15 protein-coding genes, 2 tRNA genes, 1 rRNA gene and 1 pseudogene are annotated in these 14836 nt (G+C 36.3%); 15 read left to right on the forward strand and 4 right to left on the reverse strand.

Features of this window, described 5'->3' with window-relative positions:
* From rrf to J2Z81_RS14900, 9 genes are all read left to right on the forward strand, one after another.
* A 5S ribosomal RNA gene (gene rrf / locus J2Z81_RS14860) occupies positions 1–93 on the forward strand; the annotation flags it as partial.
* Between the two features lie 20 nt (positions 94–113).
* Positions 114–190: transfer RNA gene (locus J2Z81_RS14865), tRNA-Met, on the forward strand.
* A 156-nt stretch (positions 191–346) separates the two neighbouring features.
* Positions 347–423, forward strand: a tRNA-Asp gene (locus tag J2Z81_RS14870).
* Positions 424–643: 220 nt separating this feature from the next.
* Complete coding sequence (thiL, locus tag J2Z81_RS14875; RefSeq protein ID WP_029270138.1) at positions 644–1612, forward strand: thiamine-phosphate kinase; 969 nt, start codon at positions 644–646, stop codon at positions 1610–1612.
* A gap of 8 nt (positions 1613–1620) precedes the next feature.
* The gene (gene tsaE / locus J2Z81_RS14880) at positions 1621–2076 is read left to right on the forward strand and encodes a tRNA (adenosine(37)-N6)-threonylcarbamoyltransferase complex ATPase subunit type 1 TsaE (protein WP_029270136.1); all 456 of its coding nucleotides are present in this window, start codon (positions 1621–1623) and stop codon (positions 2074–2076) included.
* Positions 2077–2117: 41 nt separating this feature from the next.
* On the forward strand, positions 2118–2825 hold the full coding sequence (gene tsaB, locus J2Z81_RS14885) for a tRNA (adenosine(37)-N6)-threonylcarbamoyltransferase complex dimerization subunit type 1 TsaB (RefSeq protein ID WP_029270134.1): 708 nt from the start codon (positions 2118–2120) through the stop codon (positions 2823–2825).
* Positions 2818–3273 (forward strand): ribosomal protein S18-alanine N-acetyltransferase, encoded by a 456-nt coding sequence (rimI, locus tag J2Z81_RS14890; protein ID WP_029270132.1) that lies wholly within the window; start codon positions 2818–2820, stop codon positions 3271–3273. Before tsaB ends, rimI begins: the two co-directional genes overlap by 8 nt.
* Entirely contained in the window at positions 3263–4273 is a 1011-nt protein-coding gene (gene tsaD / locus J2Z81_RS14895; protein ID WP_226371687.1) for a tRNA (adenosine(37)-N6)-threonylcarbamoyltransferase complex transferase subunit TsaD, read from the forward strand. Before rimI ends, tsaD begins: the two co-directional genes overlap by 11 nt.
* 254 nt (positions 4274–4527) lie before the next feature.
* Positions 4528–5700, forward strand: a complete 1173-nt coding sequence (locus J2Z81_RS14900; RefSeq protein ID WP_226371688.1) for an FtsW/RodA/SpoVE family cell cycle protein — start codon at positions 4528–4530, stop codon at positions 5698–5700.
* A 76-nt stretch (positions 5701–5776) separates the two neighbouring features.
* Here the strand turns inward: J2Z81_RS14900 and J2Z81_RS14905 are convergent, their stop codons facing one another.
* A complete protein-coding gene (locus J2Z81_RS14905; protein WP_029270127.1) occupies positions 5777–6040 on the reverse strand; it encodes a YiaA/YiaB family inner membrane protein in 264 nt (87 codons plus the stop codon).
* Positions 6041–6163: 123 nt separating this feature from the next.
* Complete coding sequence (locus tag J2Z81_RS14910; RefSeq protein WP_029270125.1) at positions 6164–8086, reverse strand: ABC-F family ATP-binding cassette domain-containing protein; 1923 nt, start codon at positions 8084–8086, stop codon at positions 6164–6166.
* Positions 8087–8223: 137 nt separating this feature from the next.
* Here J2Z81_RS14910 and moaC point away from each other — a divergent pair, with 137 nt between their 5' ends.
* Together moaC and J2Z81_RS14920 are read left to right on the forward strand one after the other, a co-directional pair.
* Entirely contained in the window at positions 8224–8721 is a 498-nt protein-coding gene (gene moaC, locus J2Z81_RS14915) for a cyclic pyranopterin monophosphate synthase MoaC (RefSeq protein WP_029270123.1), read from the forward strand.
* On the forward strand, positions 8721–9359 hold the full coding sequence (locus tag J2Z81_RS14920) for a redox-sensing transcriptional repressor Rex (RefSeq protein WP_029270121.1): 639 nt from the start codon (positions 8721–8723) through the stop codon (positions 9357–9359). The genes moaC and J2Z81_RS14920 overlap by 1 nt, the downstream gene beginning before the upstream one ends.
* 437 nt (positions 9360–9796) lie before the next feature.
* Here the strand turns inward: J2Z81_RS14920 and J2Z81_RS14925 are convergent, their stop codons facing one another.
* Positions 9797–10000, reverse strand: a complete 204-nt coding sequence (locus J2Z81_RS14925) for a YdiK family protein (protein ID WP_038221249.1) — start codon at positions 9998–10000, stop codon at positions 9797–9799.
* Between the two features lie 3 nt (positions 10001–10003).
* Positions 10004–10717 (reverse strand): CPBP family intramembrane glutamic endopeptidase, encoded by a 714-nt coding sequence (locus J2Z81_RS14930; RefSeq protein ID WP_029270119.1) that lies wholly within the window; start codon positions 10715–10717, stop codon positions 10004–10006.
* Positions 10718–11015: 298 nt separating this feature from the next.
* On the opposite strand from J2Z81_RS14930, the gene groES reads away from it, so the two are divergent.
* The 4 genes and pseudogenes from groES (at position 11016) to arr (ending at position 14235) form a co-directional block, all read left to right on the forward strand.
* Positions 11016–11300 (forward strand): co-chaperone GroES, encoded by a 285-nt coding sequence (groES, locus tag J2Z81_RS14935; RefSeq protein ID WP_029270117.1) that lies wholly within the window; start codon positions 11016–11018, stop codon positions 11298–11300.
* 49 nt (positions 11301–11349) lie between these two features.
* On the forward strand, positions 11350–12984 hold the full coding sequence (gene groL / locus J2Z81_RS14940; protein ID WP_029270115.1) for a chaperonin GroEL: 1635 nt from the start codon (positions 11350–11352) through the stop codon (positions 12982–12984).
* A 229-nt stretch (positions 12985–13213) separates the two neighbouring features.
* Positions 13214–13770: pseudogene (locus tag J2Z81_RS14945) on the forward strand (PEP-utilizing enzyme); the annotation flags it as partial.
* 51 nt (positions 13771–13821) lie between these two features.
* Positions 13822–14235: an NAD(+)--rifampin ADP-ribosyltransferase gene (arr, locus tag J2Z81_RS14950; RefSeq protein ID WP_029270111.1), complete on the forward strand. Its 414-nt coding sequence runs from the start codon at positions 13822–13824 to the stop codon at positions 14233–14235.
* The last annotated feature ends 601 nt before the right edge of the window (positions 14236–14836 follow it).

The following is a 14836-nucleotide window of genomic DNA, read 5'->3' on the forward strand; positions in this document are numbered from 1 at the left end:
CACACCTGTTCCCATACCGAACACAGTAGTTAAGCTCTCCAGCGCCGATGGTAGTTGAGGCTTTGCCTCCGTGAGAGTAGGACGCCGCCAGGCTTTGAAATAATATTATATATCGCGGGATGGAGCAGTCTGGTAGCTCGTTGGGCTCATAACCCAAAGGTCGCAAGTTCAAATCTTGCTCCCGCAACCAAATTAAATAATAATTGCAAAAGCATTGAGATCTCTCTCTTAAACATCGCTAAAAATTTAGTTGTTAGAGGGAGATATATTGATTTATGGATAAATATATTTCCGGCCTTTTATTTCCTTTAACATCTAATTATTAACAAAAGATATATATCATTTTGGTCTGGTAGTTCAGTTGGTTAGAATGCCTGCCTGTCACGCAGGAGGTCGCGGGTTCGAGTCCCGTCCAGACCGCCAAATTTAAAATTCAATAATTTTTCTAAATACATAGATGCACATAATTTTATATAAATTATGTGCATTTGTTTTGATTTGGATTTTAAATTATTGCATCTTATTTTAGTTAAAGTATAAGAAATTACATAAAAACAAATTATCTGTTTCAACTATTTTCTTTTTCTTTTCTCGCTGTTTTGCTATGATTAACGTAGTCTTAAAAAAATTTGGTGATAAATATATGGATGAATTTTCTTTTATCGATTCAATTAAACAGCATTCTTATAAGCAATCTTCCCTTCTTAAGGGAATAGGTGATGATGCAGCAGTCTTTCGGCAACCGGCGCAAGATATTGTAACAGCTGTTGATACATTTGTTGAAGATGTTCATTTTTCTCGAAAAACGATGGAACCTTATCATGTCGGGTATCGTGGTTTAGCTGCTAATATTAGTGATTTAGCAGCTATGGGAGCTTCTCCAACCTTTTACCTTGTTTCAATCGTTATTCCAAAAACGTGGTCTATGAAAGACGTAGATCAAATTTTTCATGGTATGAGGGAGATAGCTGCAGTGTATCAGATGGATTTAATAGGTGGAGATACTGTTTTCGGAAAAGAATTAGCTGTTTCCATAACTGTTATCGGTTATACAGAAAGAAATAAGGCTCGTTATCGCTCAAGTGCGAGAAATGGCGATATTGTGTTTGTTACTGGTACGTTGGGTGACTCACAGGCGGGAATGCATATACTATTAAATGAAAATAAATATGAAAATAAAGATTATTATATAAAGAAACATCAAAAGCCTTTACCGAGAGTAGATTTTGCTAAAGCTTTGGCTGATCTGCCAAGGGTAGCTTTAAATGATGTTAGTGATGGGATTGCAAACGAAGCTTCTGAGATTGCTGTTGCTTCTGGGGTAAGTATTCATTTATATGATGAGCAGCTTCCAATAAGTCAATCCTACCAACAGTTTCCCTTGGATTTACAGCGGAAATGGAAATTATTCGGGGGAGAGGATTTTGAACTATTGGGCACGGTAGCTAAAGAAAGTTGGCTAGATGTGAAGGAAGCTGCAGAGAAAAGCCAAACTCCAATTACCAAAATTGGTTATGTTCATTATAGCGTAGATGAAGTAGGATATGTGTTTCTGCATGATAATAAGGATAGACAGTTATTACAGAAAGATGGTTATATACATAAAAAGTAGGTGTTATAATGAAAGAACATCAAATAAAAACATATGCTGTGGAGGAAACAACCCGATTAGGTGAAAGGCTGGCTTTATTGCTGAAACCTGGTGATGTTATTACGCTAGAGGGAGATCTAGGTGCAGGAAAAACCGCCTTTACAAAAGGGATCGCACGAGGGCTAGGCGTCAAACGAACGGTGAGCAGCCCAACGTTTACAATTATAAAAGAGTATGAAGGTGAATTGCCTTTCTATCATATGGATGTTTACCGATTAGAACATTCAGACGAGGATATTGGTTTTGCTGAATATTTTAATGGTGATGGTGTTTCTGTAGTCGAATGGGCCCAATTTATTAAAGATTTTCTTCCGTCAGAGCGTTTAAATATTCATATAAAATACATGGATGAGAATACTAGGATGTTAACCTTTTCTCCAAAAGGTGTGCATTTTGACTGGATAATAAACGAACTAATTGGCTAAACACTATAATCACAGCTATATTATATGAAGGAGTAGCTCGAATGAATATACTTGCGATTGATACATCAAATCAATTAATGGGCGTCGCAATTCTTAAAGATGAAATAATTATTGGAGAAACGGTTACTAACATAGCTAAAAATCACTCTGTTAGGTTGATGCCTGCGATTGATCAACTAATGAGAGAGGTTAGTATAACTCCAGAACAATTAAATAAAGTTGTTGTTGCTAAGGGCCCCGGCTCATATACAGGTGTCCGAATTGGACTGGCGACAGCTAAGACCTTGGCTTGGGCTTTAAATATTCCTATCACAGGTGTTTCTAGTCTGGAAGCACTTGCATATCAAGGGAAATTTTTTAATTCTTACATATGTCCGTTTTTCGATGCACGGCGTGAAATGGTTTATACTGGTTTATATCAATGGAAGAACAGTCGGCTTATCGAGACGGATAAGGAAAAGAATGTAAACATGGATGATTGGCTTCATGAATTATCCCAAATGGGTAAGGAAATTCTTTTTTTAAGTCCGGATATTCATTTATATAAAGAAAAAATTATATCGTATATAGGAAGCCAGGCTATTCTTCCTGAAGGTCCTTTTCATCAGACGAGCCCTTCACATTTAGCATTAGCCGGAAAAACGAAACCAGCTGACGATACGCATTTATTAACACCTAATTATTTGCGTTTAGCTGAAGCAGAAGCCAATTGGCTGAAATCTAAAAAGGGAAATAAGCATGATGGCTGAATTAATGATCAGGAAAATGGAAGTGAAAGACATACCGCAAGTTATGGAAGTCGAATTAGCTTCTTTCCAAACACATTGGCCGGAAGATATTTTTCATCAAGAGGTTGTTGAAAATCAGCATGCGCATTATTTTGTTATGGTGCTAGATAATAAAATTATCGGATATGCTGGTTTATGGATTGTGTTAGATGATGCACAAATTACGAATATTGCAATTTTACCAAAATTTCGCGGGAATAAGTTAGGAGAAAAACTTTTTCAGTACGTTGCATATCAAGCGATGAAAAATGGAGTTAAACGTTTATCATTAGAGGTACGAAAGTCGAATGTAATTGCGCAGAAAATGTACCGGAAGTTTGGTCTTGTGCCAGGGGGCATTCGCAAAAATTATTATACGGATGATCAGGAAGATGCTATTGTAATGTGGGTGAAATTAAATGAAGAATGATTTATATATATTAGGTATTGAAACAAGTTGTGATGAGACTGCTGTAGCCATTGTAAAAAATGGCACAAAAATTTTCTCGAATGTTGTCGCTTCCCAGATTGAGAGTCATAAACGGTTTGGAGGCGTAGTTCCAGAGATTGCTTCCCGACATCATGTAGAACAAATGACAATTGTTCTAGAGGAAGCATTTAATCAAGCAGAGCTCACATGGGAAAATATTGATGCGATTGCAGTAACTGAAGGGCCTGGTCTTGTTGGGGCATTGCTTGTAGGCGTAAATACCGCAAAAGCTTTGGCATTTGCTAAACAAAAACCATTGATAGGTGTACATCATATTGCTGGTCATATTTATGCAAATAGACTGGAAAATGAATTTGAATTTCCATTACTTGCGTTAATCGTTTCTGGCGGCCATACGGAATTAGTTCTAATGAGAGAACATGGAAGTTATGAAGTTATAGGTGAAACACGTGATGATGCGGCTGGAGAAGCTTATGACAAAGTAGCTCGAATGTTAGAATTACCATATCCTGGTGGGCCACATATTGATTGCTTAGCAAGCCAAGGAGAAGAAACCATTTCCTTTCCACGCGCGTGGCTAGAAAATGATAGTTATGACTTTAGTTTTAGCGGTCTCAAATCTGCAGTTATTAATAAAGTTCACAATGCTCGACAACGCGGAGAACATATAGAAAAAGTTGATATCGCTGCTAGTTTTCAGGCAAGTGTAATAGACGTTTTAACAAAGAAAACAAAACGAGCAGCAGATGAATATAGGGTAAAACAAGTAATTGTTGCTGGAGGGGTTGCAGCAAATAAAGGACTCCGTGCATCATTAGAGAAACAATTTAGTGGTACCAATATATCCCTGCTTATTCCCTCTATACATTTGTGTACCGATAATGCAGCAATGATTGCCGCAGCTGGAACAATTGCTTACGAACAAGGAAAACGATCCGATTTGAAGTTAAATGCCAATCCTTCATTATTATTAAGATAAAACTGTGACTTATTTATCCACTGATGTGTGGATAAATAACAGGATACTTGATTATTCAAGTGACAGGCTGTGGATAATAAGTGTGGATTAATATAGATAATTATGTGGATTATGTTTATAACTACACATAAAGTCCATTAAAGAGCAATCTTTTGTGAATATGCTTGTGGATAATTTAAATATTAAAATTTGTGGATGGTAAGTTAATCGAAGAGTCGTTTAAAATAAGATGACAGAAATTTGGTGATACCACAATGTCTAAAAGGCAATCGTATTATATACAACATGATTTTATTTTTTTGCTATTTCTTTGTATATGCATTAGTTTAGTGGCTATTTATAATGCTCAGCATCTGGAGCAATATGCAGGTAATAACTTTGTTTTAAAACAACTAGCATGGTTTACAGTTGGCGCCTTATTTGTAGCAGCTATACAATTTCTTGATTTAGATCAGCTATATAAAATGAGTGTTTACGCCTATGCTTTTGGGGTGCTCATTTTAATTATTTTGTTCCTAAGTCCTGAAAGTATAGCTCGGACGATAAATGGAGCAAAAAGCTGGTTCACATCTATTCCTGGTTTATCTTTACAACCAGCAGAGTTTACTAAAATTACAACCATTTTATATTTAGCTGCAGTTATTAGTAAACATAAGGAAAAATATAGAAAAAGCACACTGAAAAGTGATGTTATGCTTTTGGCGAAACTTGCTGCAGTCACTGCACTTCCAGTTTTCTTCGTTTTTCAGCAGCCTGATTTCGGTACATCGGTCGTGTTCCTTTTTATTGCAGGCATGTTAGTAATCCTCTCGGGGATTGATTGGAAAATTATTGTTACGCTAATCCTAGGGATGCTGCTTATTGCAGCAGCTTCTATAGCCTTGATTGTTAAATTTCCGGATGCTGCTACAGCAATTGGGATAAAGCCTTACCAGGCAGACCGTGTGTTAACATGGTTCGATCCAAATAGTCAATCTGGTAATGACAGATTCCATATCGAAAGATCGATGTCGGCTATCGGTTCGGGGCAATTGACAGGTAAAGGAATGAGCAGCCTGCAAGTTCAGCTTCCGGAGGCACATACAGACTTTATATTTTCTGTGATCGGTGAGAGTTTTGGTTTTATAGGAAGTGCAGCGGTTATTTTTGTCTATTTCCTTTTGTTATATAAACTAGTAACACTAGGTTTAAAAATCTATCAGTATAATGATTTTGGCGCATATTTGTGTTTCGGTTTCATGAGTTTGTTACTTATTCATGCATTTCAAAATATCGGGATGACAATAGGTATTATGCCGATAACCGGGATCCCGCTATTGTTAATAAGTTATGGAGGAAGTTCCATTTTATCCACAATGCTGGGGTTTGGGCTTGTATATAGAGTTGCGGTAGAATACACTATTCAAAATGATTATCTTTTTAAATAATAGATACTATTTTTAAAGTAAAAAAGGGGTATCCTGAAAGGAATTATTTTCAGGATACCCCTTTTGTATTCATTGATCAATCCACTTTTTTAGAAATGTTTTGATCTCTTTCTTGCTCAGCAATAATCTCATCATCTTCCGCATTATCTCTAGTTACTTTCTGTGTTAATATGGCGCCAACTGCTACTAATATCATTACTGCGATATAATATCCTTTTTCATTTAATTGCAAGTTATCAGCATTATAGAGGCCAATACAAAATAAAGCTACACCAGCAAAAAATGTAAAATAGGCTAACACTGTAAAAGCTGGTGTATTTCTACGCCTATATCTTCGCATGTGGCTTTACCTCCTTCATTATATTCATTCTATAACCATTATATTCCTATAACCATTATATTCGACAAGAAATTCATTTTCCCTTTTTTTGTCGAATAAACAGATACTCTTTTTAAAAAAGAGTTAATCTTGTAAAACCGTCCATTCATCCATAAGTTGTTCGAGCTCTAGCTTGATCTTGTTTACTTTTTCCGTGAGTTCTAGTGATTTTTTATGATCTTCATAAATTTCGGGTTCAGCCATTTCCTCTTCCAATGTTACGAGCTCTGTTTCAAGAGCATCAATAGTTTCTTCCAATTTTACAATTTGTCGTTCTTTTTTTCTTTGTTCACTTTGAATCAATTTTTCTTCTTTAAAACTAAGCTTCTTTTTCTTTTCTTTATGCTCCATTATTTCTTCGGTTTGGTTAAGTCTGGCTATCTCTGCTTCTTCTTGTTTTTTTTCTATATAATAATCATAGTCTCCCAAATAAATAGTTATGCCATCTTGATTCATTTCTGCAACCTGATCCGTAACTTTATTGATAAAATAGCGGTCGTGAGAAACAAAAATAATGGTCCCAGGGTAGTCAATTAATGCAGACTCCAATACTTCTTTACTGTCAATATCCAAATGGTTTGTTGGTTCGTCTAAAATAAGCAAATTCGCTTTTTTCATCATTAACTTCGCTAAAGCTAGTCGAGCTTTCTCTCCTCCGCTAAGCGTGTGAACTAATTTTAGCACATCGTCTCCAGAGAATAAGAAATTGCCTAGCACGGTACGGATATCTTTCTCATTTATGGTAGGGTATTCATCCCATAATTCCTGCAGCACTGATTTGGAGGAGGTTAAATTTGTTTGCTCCTGATCGTAATAACCAAGTTGCACATTCGTCCCAATGTGAATCTGTCCCTGATCTTGTTTAAGCCTCCCTAAAATCACTTTTAATAAGGTGGTCTTTCCAACACCATTAGGACCAACAAGTGCAATCCGTTCTCCTCGATTAGCAGATAAATTTACATTTGTAAATAAAGGTGCATTTTCTTTGTCGTAGCGAAAAGCTACCTGTTTCATTTTCAGCACATCATCTCCACTTCTTTTGTTCACTTGAAAGGAGAATGAGGCGGATGCTTCATCACCTAGTGGACGATCGAGCTTCTCCATTTTCTGTAGCTGTTTTCTTCTGCTTTGTGCTCGCTTCGTTGTTGAAGCACGAGCAATGTTTCTCTGAATGAAATCTTCCATGTTTTTAATTTCTATTTGCTGTTTTTCATACTCTTTCAATTCCCGGGCGTGATCTAATGCCTTTTGTTCAAGAAATTTGCTATAGGAGCCATGGTATTTTTTGGTATTATGACGGGAAATTTCGTACACAATCGAAACGGTCTTATCTAAAAAATACCTATCATGAGATACAATCGTAACAGCTCCAGGATAGCTGTTTAAGTAACTCTCTAACCAGGAAAGTGTTTCAATATCTAAATGGTTTGTCGGTTCATCCAATATAAGCAGATCAGGTTTCTTTAATAGTAATTTTCCCAGGGCCAATCTTGTTTTTTGTCCGCCGCTTAATTCATTAATCGGTGTTTCGTAGTCATAATGGTGGAAATGTAACCCTGACAAAACGGCTTTAATCTCAGCTTCATAGTTATAGCCATCTCCAGATTCAAATTCTTGCTGTAGTACATCATAATTTTGCAATAGTTTCTCATAGTTTTCAGCTGATAAGGATGCTGCATTTTCCATTTGCCTTTCTATTGCACGGAGTTCTTGTTCTTGCTGACGCAAATGGTCAAAGACCCCTAACATCTCATTCCAAATGGATTTAGCAGACTCCAATGCTGTATGCTGTGATAAATAACCAATGGATAAGTCTTTTGGTTTGTATATTTCTCCTTCATCATAGGAAATTTCTCCAGCCATTATTCTCAGCAAGGTTGATTTTCCTGCACCGTTCCTCCCAACGATAGCAATTCGGTCATTTCTTTTTATTTCAAGTTTTACGTTTTTTAAAATTTCCTCTGCCCCAAAGGATTTTGAAACATCATTTAATTGCATTATTATCATTTGTGTCACCTCGTCTGTATAATCCCAGTGTATCCTATTTGAAATCGGGCAGGCAATACTATTGTGAAATTAATCACGACTTATGAATATTTTTCTGCTAGAATAGGGATTAAGATAAAAAAATTGGAGATGAGATAATGTCAAATTTTACTCACTTTAATGAACAGGGAAGAGCGCGAATGGTTGATATCAGCAAAAAAGACGAAACAGAGCGTATAGCCGTTGCTAAATCCAGTATATTCGTCAATCAGGAAATTTATAAGAAAATTACTCAGAACCAAATAGATAAAGGAGATGTTCTCGCTGTCGCCCAAGTCGCTGGAGTGATGGCTGCCAAAAAAACATCTGACTGGATTCCGATGTGCCACCCCCTTCAATTAAAAAGCATTGATATTTCGTTTCACTGGTCAGTTTCAGATACCACATACGAATTAGGAATAGAAGCTTTTGTAAAAACAAAAGGAAGTACAGGAGTAGAAATGGAAGCGCTGACAGCAGCGTCAGCAACCGCTCTAACAATATATGATATGTGTAAAGCCATTGATAAAGGAATGGTTATCGGAAATACTTATCTGCTAGAGAAAAAGGGTGGTAAATCCGGTGATTATTTACGAAAAGATACGGAGGAAGATTGATGGAGCAAAGTAAAATTCCACAAGCAACTGCAAAACGATTGCCACTATACTATCGTTTTTTAAATAATCTAAATCACCAAGGGAAAGCCCGGGTTTCTTCAAAAGAACTCAGTGAAGCAGTAAAAGTTGATTCTGCAACAATTAGAAGGGATTTTTCTTACTTTGGCGCATTAGGGAAAAAAGGTTATGGCTACAATGTTGAATATTTACTCGGCTTTTTTAGAAAAACATTAGACCAGGATGAGGTAACTGAGGTTGCCTTAATTGGTGTTGGGAATTTAGGGACAGCTTTTTTAAATTATAATTTTACTAAAAATAATAATACAAAGATTGTTATGGCTTTTGACTCTGATCCGAGTAAGTCAGAAGGAAATGTCGGAGGCGTGCCTATCTATCACATCGCTGAATTAGAGGACAGAATTGGTGATGTCAAAGTGGCCATTCTAACCATACCTGCAAGTGAAGCGGATGGAATTACTACCAGGCTTGTAGATTGCGGGATTGAAGGAATTTTGAACTTTACACCAGCAAGAATCAGTGTACCAGAACATATTCGTGTTCATCATATTGACTTGGCTGTAGAATTACAAGCATTGGTTTATTTCCTTAAACATTATCCGCTTGATGAGGGTCTGTAAGCAGAACTTAATTTTCTATGTTCTATTAGGAAATTTGAAGTGTATGACTGCCTAATGAACCCAGTTGGATAACAATGAAAAGTTCCTTCATTAAAGATATGAGATCCAATCTCAGTCGTATAATAGGAATAAGCTCTTTATTTGATTATACGAGTACATAAAGTAGAATTGGGCTGCGAAATAGAAGCGTACTTTTCAATTTGATCTGTGATGCGATCTGCGCAGTTATCCATACCTATTTAAAACCGTAACATTTGAATAGTTTTCTAGTGTTACATTTTTGATTCCAATTTGGATTTGATTTATGGTATAAGCATGATGGGCCAAAAAAAATAGCATGTGAAAACCACTATGATTTTCGCATGCTATTTAGCTTTTTAATTAGATGTGTTGCCTCCTTAATCCTTAAAAGGGAACACACAATACTTTTTTGCGGCCTATTTCTTTTTATTATGTTTTTTTAAGTATAGATGCATTCTCCAATATCGAAATCCTACAATGAAATCTAGTGTAGCTACGATGGTGAAAATAATCGTTAAGGTATTCCATACCGTATCTGTCACACTATTGATTGCAATATAAATAAAGAGAGCACCCATTAAAAAATAGACGATCGCTATTCCTCTTGGTGATATTCTCATAAATTAGCCTCCAATAAAAATCATTTGCGCTTGCTCAAGTTGGTTTTGTATTCGTTCGAGGTCTTCTGGATCAAATGAAAGCTGGACAATGACTGAAATTGTATTTAAAGCCATGTGTACAATAATTGGCACGATGATCCGTTTTGTTTTTACATATAAAAACGCGAATACAAATCCCATTGAAGCGTAGATCAAAATATGCATAGGTTCTCCGTGAATAATTCCGAAGACAAGGGCGGATAAAACAGCAGCAATAAAAAAGTTTGTACGTGTGTATAATACACCAAAAATAATTTTACGAAAAATAATTTCCTCTAAAATTGGTGCAATGAGTGCTGGTATTATGATAAATAAAGGTGCAGATCGTGCAATATTGACAATGGCTTCAGTATTTGCTGAGCCAGGTTTAATACCAAATAAATTTGTTTCAATTGTAATGGCAAGCCCTTGGGCAACATATGCCATAAATAAACCGACAAAAGACCATAAAATCATCTGGCCAGGACTAGCGGCATTTATATTTCTTTCCATTTTCATATCCGGTTTCATTAGAACGAGTACCACAATAAGACCAATGATAAAACTTATAATGCTCCAAGAAATAACAGCTTGAAATTTACTGATTGGTAACGCAGTATAAAGAATTGGAGCAAACAAGACTCCAGAGAATTGCATTATGATATAGGTTATAATGACCCACCAATAACGCTTTGTCAAAACAGAACGACTCCTTTAAAATTTCGTATTTGTATAGATTATGTTTGAAGTGTTAAATATAGCAGTAGTTTTTCACTGAAAAAACACTAATATAGATTTTATCATATCTTTCATCGTTCTAATAATATAATGGTTCATTATATTTTATGGTGAATGGAAAAATAGATACGAGGAAAAAGTTGAATGATAATGCTTGCATTTTTTAATATAATTATTTATTATAATAATTGGTATTAGCACTCGTGTTTGATGAGTGCTAATAATAAAACATAGATTATGAATTAAGGAGGTTGTCTACATGATTAAACCACTAGGAGATCGTGTTGTAATCGAGCTTGTTGAAAAAGAGGAAAAAACTGCAAGTGGCATCGTACTTCCAGACTCTGCACAAGAAAAACCACAAGAAGGTAAAGTAGTTGCAGTTGGTTCTGGCCGTGTTACAGAAAATGGTGAAAGAGTAGCACCTGAAGTTGCAGAAGGTAATCATATTATTTTCTCTAAATTTGCAGGTACTGAAGTGAAATATGAAGGCACTGAATACTTAATTCTTCGTGAAAGTGATATTTTGGCGGTAATTGGCTAATCTATCTTGATTATACTTAAGAAAAATATTTTGAGGAGGTTATTATAATATGGCTAAAGAAATTAAATTTAGTGAAGACGCTCGCGGTTCTTTACTAAGAGGTGTAGATACATTAGCAAACGCAGTAAAAGTAACTTTAGGACCAAAGGGTCGTAACGTTGTTTTAGATAAAAAGTTTGGCTCCCCTTTAATTACAAATGATGGTGTAACAATCGCTAAAGAAATTGAACTTGAAGACCGTTTTGAAAACATGGGTGCACAACTTGTATCTGAAGTAGCATCTAAAACAAATGATGTAGCTGGTGATGGTACAACAACTGCAACAGTTCTTGCCCAAGCAATGATTCGTGAAGGTTTGAAGAACGTTACTTCTGGTGCAAACCCAGTTGGAATCCGTCGTGGAATTGAAAAAGCAGTAGAAACAGCTGTAAATGAATTGCAATCTATTTCACAGCCTATTGAAAGTAAAGAAGAAATTGCACAAGTTGCTTCTATTTCAGCTGGAGATGACGAAGTAGGAAGTATGATTGCTGAAGCAATGGAACGCGTTGGAAATGATGGTGTAATTACGATTGAAGAATCGAAAGGGTTCAACACCGAACTTGAAGTTGTAGAAGGTATGCAATTTGATCGTGGATATGCTTCTCCATATATGGTTACTGACCAAGACAAAATGGAAGCAGTATTGGATGATCCTTATATTTTAATCACTGATAAAAAGATCTCAAATATTCAAGAAGTATTACCTGTTTTAGAACAAGTTGTTCAACAAGGTAAACCACTTCTTATGATCGCAGAGGATGTAGAAGGAGAAGCACTTGCTACATTAGTACTAAATAAACTTCGCGGTACGTTTAATGTTGTAGCTGTAAAAGCTCCTGGATTTGGTGACCGTCGTAAAGCAATGCTTGAAGACATCGCAATCTTAACAGGTGCAGAAGTAGTTACAGAAGACCTTGGTCTAGAGTTGAAAGGTACAACTATGGAGCAACTAGGTCGTGCATCAAAAGTTGTTGTAACAAAAGACAACACAACAGTAGTAGAAGGATCTGGGAATCCTGAAGCTATTTCTTCACGTGTTGGACAAATTCGTGCACAAGCAGAAGAAACCACTTCTGAATTCGATAAAGAAAAACTACAAGAGCGTCTTGCTAAATTAGCTGGCGGTGTAGCAGTAATTAAAGTTGGTGCTGCAACTGAAACAGAACTAAAAGAGCGTAAATTGCGCATGGAAGACGCATTAAACTCAACACGTGCAGGTGTTGAAGAAGGAATGGTATCCGGTGGTGGTACTGCTCTAGTAAATGTTTACAATAAAGTAGGCGAATTATCACTTCAAGATGATGAAGCTACAGGTGCTAGTATCGTACTTCGTGCACTTGAAGAGCCAGTACGTCAAATCGCACACAATGCTGGGTTAGAAGGTTCCATTGTTGTAGAACGTTTGAAAGGCGAAAAGATCGGTACTGGATTTGACGCTGCAAGCGGAGATTGGGTAAACATGATTGAAGCTGGTATTGTTGACCCAACAAAAGTTACACGCTCAGCACTTCAAAATGCTGCTTCTGTTGCGGCTATGTTCCTAACAACTGAAGCTGTAGTAGCTGACCTTCCTGAAGAAAATGAAGGTGGCGGAATGCCTGATATGGGCGGCATGGGCGGCGGAATGCCGGGCATGATGTAAGCCTAATTGAATAATGCTTGATATGACGGGGTTTGCTGATAAGCAGACCTCGTTTTTTGATGAAAAGGTAACAAAAAGGTATACAATTCAACGCAATGAATAGAAATAAAAAAGCTATTAAACAACGTATAAAACAGCCTCACGCAATTCAAAACAACTTCCCAAATTATCTCTCATGATTTTATCTGAATAAGGAAACTTTGAACGCTTTATAAAATTTTGTATTTACTACTTCATCTATAGCAGGCTCTGCTGAAAGAGGCTAAACTGCTTGTGCAAGCTAACGTTATCGAGAAAGAAGTCACGTTTGAAGAACTACATGAAGCTGTAACAACTAATCAACTGGATTATCAAATCGTCATCGAACGAAAAAATGCATATAGATTATATGAAAAACTCAATCCTCCGCGTGTTATCACGTCTGACGGTGATATAATTACAGGTGAGTACAAAAGTGAGAATTTGCCAGAGAATGCGATTGCCGGATTAGCTGTTTCCTCCGGTGATATAGAGGGAAGGGCACGTGTCATCCTGAACATAGAAGATGCTGACCTGGCAGATGGAGATATATTAATCACTTCGTTTACTGATCCAAGCTAGACACCATTGTTTGTATCCATCAAAGGACTTGTCACCGAAGTGGGTGGACTGATGACCCATGGAGCAGTGATTGAGTGTGAATACGGCCTGCCAGCAGTAGTCGGTGTAGAACATGCTACGAAGATGATCAGAGACGAACAAAGGATAAGGGTGAATAGAACAGAAGGGTATATAGAAATACTATAATTGCAGACAATGTTATACACAATTTTTAAAAATATTAGGGAGTGTGTCCGTATGAATGATAAAAGTGTCTTAGATAAGGGGCCTTTTTTTCATGGCACAAAAGCAGAACTGAAAATTGGATATTTATTAGAGGCTCAATATGTATCAAATTTTCAAGATAAAAAATCCAACCATATATATTTTACTGCCACATTAGATGCTGCTAAATGGGGTGCTGAATTAGGAACATCCGGGTTAAAGGAAAGAATTTATATTGTGGAACCATTGGGTGATTTTGAAAATGATCCGAATGTAACTAACAAAAGATTTCCTGGAAATCCAACACGTTCCTATAGGTCTAAATCACCTTTGAAAATAATAGCTGAACTAGGTTCATGGGAAAGACATTCCGACGAAGAAATAAATCATATGCTTACATCTTTAAAAAAGTTAAGCGAACAAGGAAAAAGTGTAATATACGATTAATCTCTAAGGGAATACTTGTTAACATAATGGACTGTTTAGTCAGCAATTGCACCCAGCATAAGGTTTTTTCATGGAAAACTATACTATAATAATAGTGGACTCTATATTTAAGATATCATGGATTATCCGCTATGTTTTTTAACTAAAACCTACATTCTTTTGTGGTATGTATTTTCAGCCTATTTTGCGACTGTAGGGACGATTTATTCGCCTAAATTAACCCTAATTGGTGTGTTGTTCGGTCCACTTCCAATATAAAGCGTAATTACAGAGTTACTTGGAGGTTTTTATTATTTTAAGAAAAAAGTTGATTACTTGATCATTCTGCTTTTTCAAAGAATTGTATCAAAATTCGCTTCACTATCAATCCTTAAAAATTAATGCCTAAATTCCCCCTCTTTAGATGACGAATTATCTAAAGGGGGATTTTTAAGTATGAAAGAAAAAGAACATTTAAAATTAAGAAGTGGATAAGGGCCAGTTCTGACATTGGTGCAGAAAACACACCGGATTAACCCCCGAATTTTGGACACATTTTCTCTTAAACTAGCTTTTTCTTAGAATTACTTACTTTTTCATGGTGCCCCTTCTTCTTTTGTCC

Origin of the sequence: Virgibacillus alimentarius (genome assembly GCF_017874635.1) — a bacterium.
GTDB lineage: Bacteria > Bacillota > Bacilli > Bacillales > Amphibacillaceae > Virgibacillus_B > Virgibacillus_B alimentarius.

Excerpts from the sequence above, each read along its gene's own strand:
- thiL (WP_029270138.1), top strand. The coding sequence starts at position 644 with ATGGATGAATTTTCTTTTATCGATTCAATTAAACAGCATTCTTATAAG.
- tsaE (WP_029270136.1), top strand. The coding sequence starts at position 1,621 with ATGAAAGAACATCAAATAAAAACATATGCTGTGGAGGAAACAACCCGA.
- tsaB (WP_029270134.1), top strand. The coding sequence starts at position 2,118 with ATGAATATACTTGCGATTGATACATCAAATCAATTAATGGGCGTCGCA.
- rimI (WP_029270132.1), top strand. The coding sequence starts at position 2,818 with ATGGCTGAATTAATGATCAGGAAAATGGAAGTGAAAGACATACCGCAA.
- tsaD (WP_226371687.1), top strand. The coding sequence starts at position 3,263 with ATGAAGAATGATTTATATATATTAGGTATTGAAACAAGTTGTGATGAG.
- J2Z81_RS14900 (WP_226371688.1), top strand. The coding sequence starts at position 4,528 with ATGTCTAAAAGGCAATCGTATTATATACAACATGATTTTATTTTTTTG.
- J2Z81_RS14905 (WP_029270127.1), bottom strand. The coding sequence starts at position 6,040 with ATGCGAAGATATAGGCGTAGAAATACACCAGCTTTTACAGTGTTAGCC.
- J2Z81_RS14910 (WP_029270125.1), bottom strand. The coding sequence starts at position 8,086 with ATGATAATAATGCAATTAAATGATGTTTCAAAATCCTTTGGGGCAGAG.
- moaC (WP_029270123.1), top strand. The coding sequence starts at position 8,224 with ATGTCAAATTTTACTCACTTTAATGAACAGGGAAGAGCGCGAATGGTT.
- J2Z81_RS14920 (WP_029270121.1), top strand. The coding sequence starts at position 8,721 with ATGGAGCAAAGTAAAATTCCACAAGCAACTGCAAAACGATTGCCACTA.
- J2Z81_RS14925 (WP_038221249.1), bottom strand. The coding sequence starts at position 10,000 with ATGAGAATATCACCAAGAGGAATAGCGATCGTCTATTTTTTAATGGGT.
- groES (WP_029270117.1), top strand. The coding sequence starts at position 11,016 with ATGATTAAACCACTAGGAGATCGTGTTGTAATCGAGCTTGTTGAAAAA.
- groL (WP_029270115.1), top strand. The coding sequence starts at position 11,350 with ATGGCTAAAGAAATTAAATTTAGTGAAGACGCTCGCGGTTCTTTACTA.
- arr (WP_029270111.1), top strand. The coding sequence starts at position 13,822 with ATGAATGATAAAAGTGTCTTAGATAAGGGGCCTTTTTTTCATGGCACA.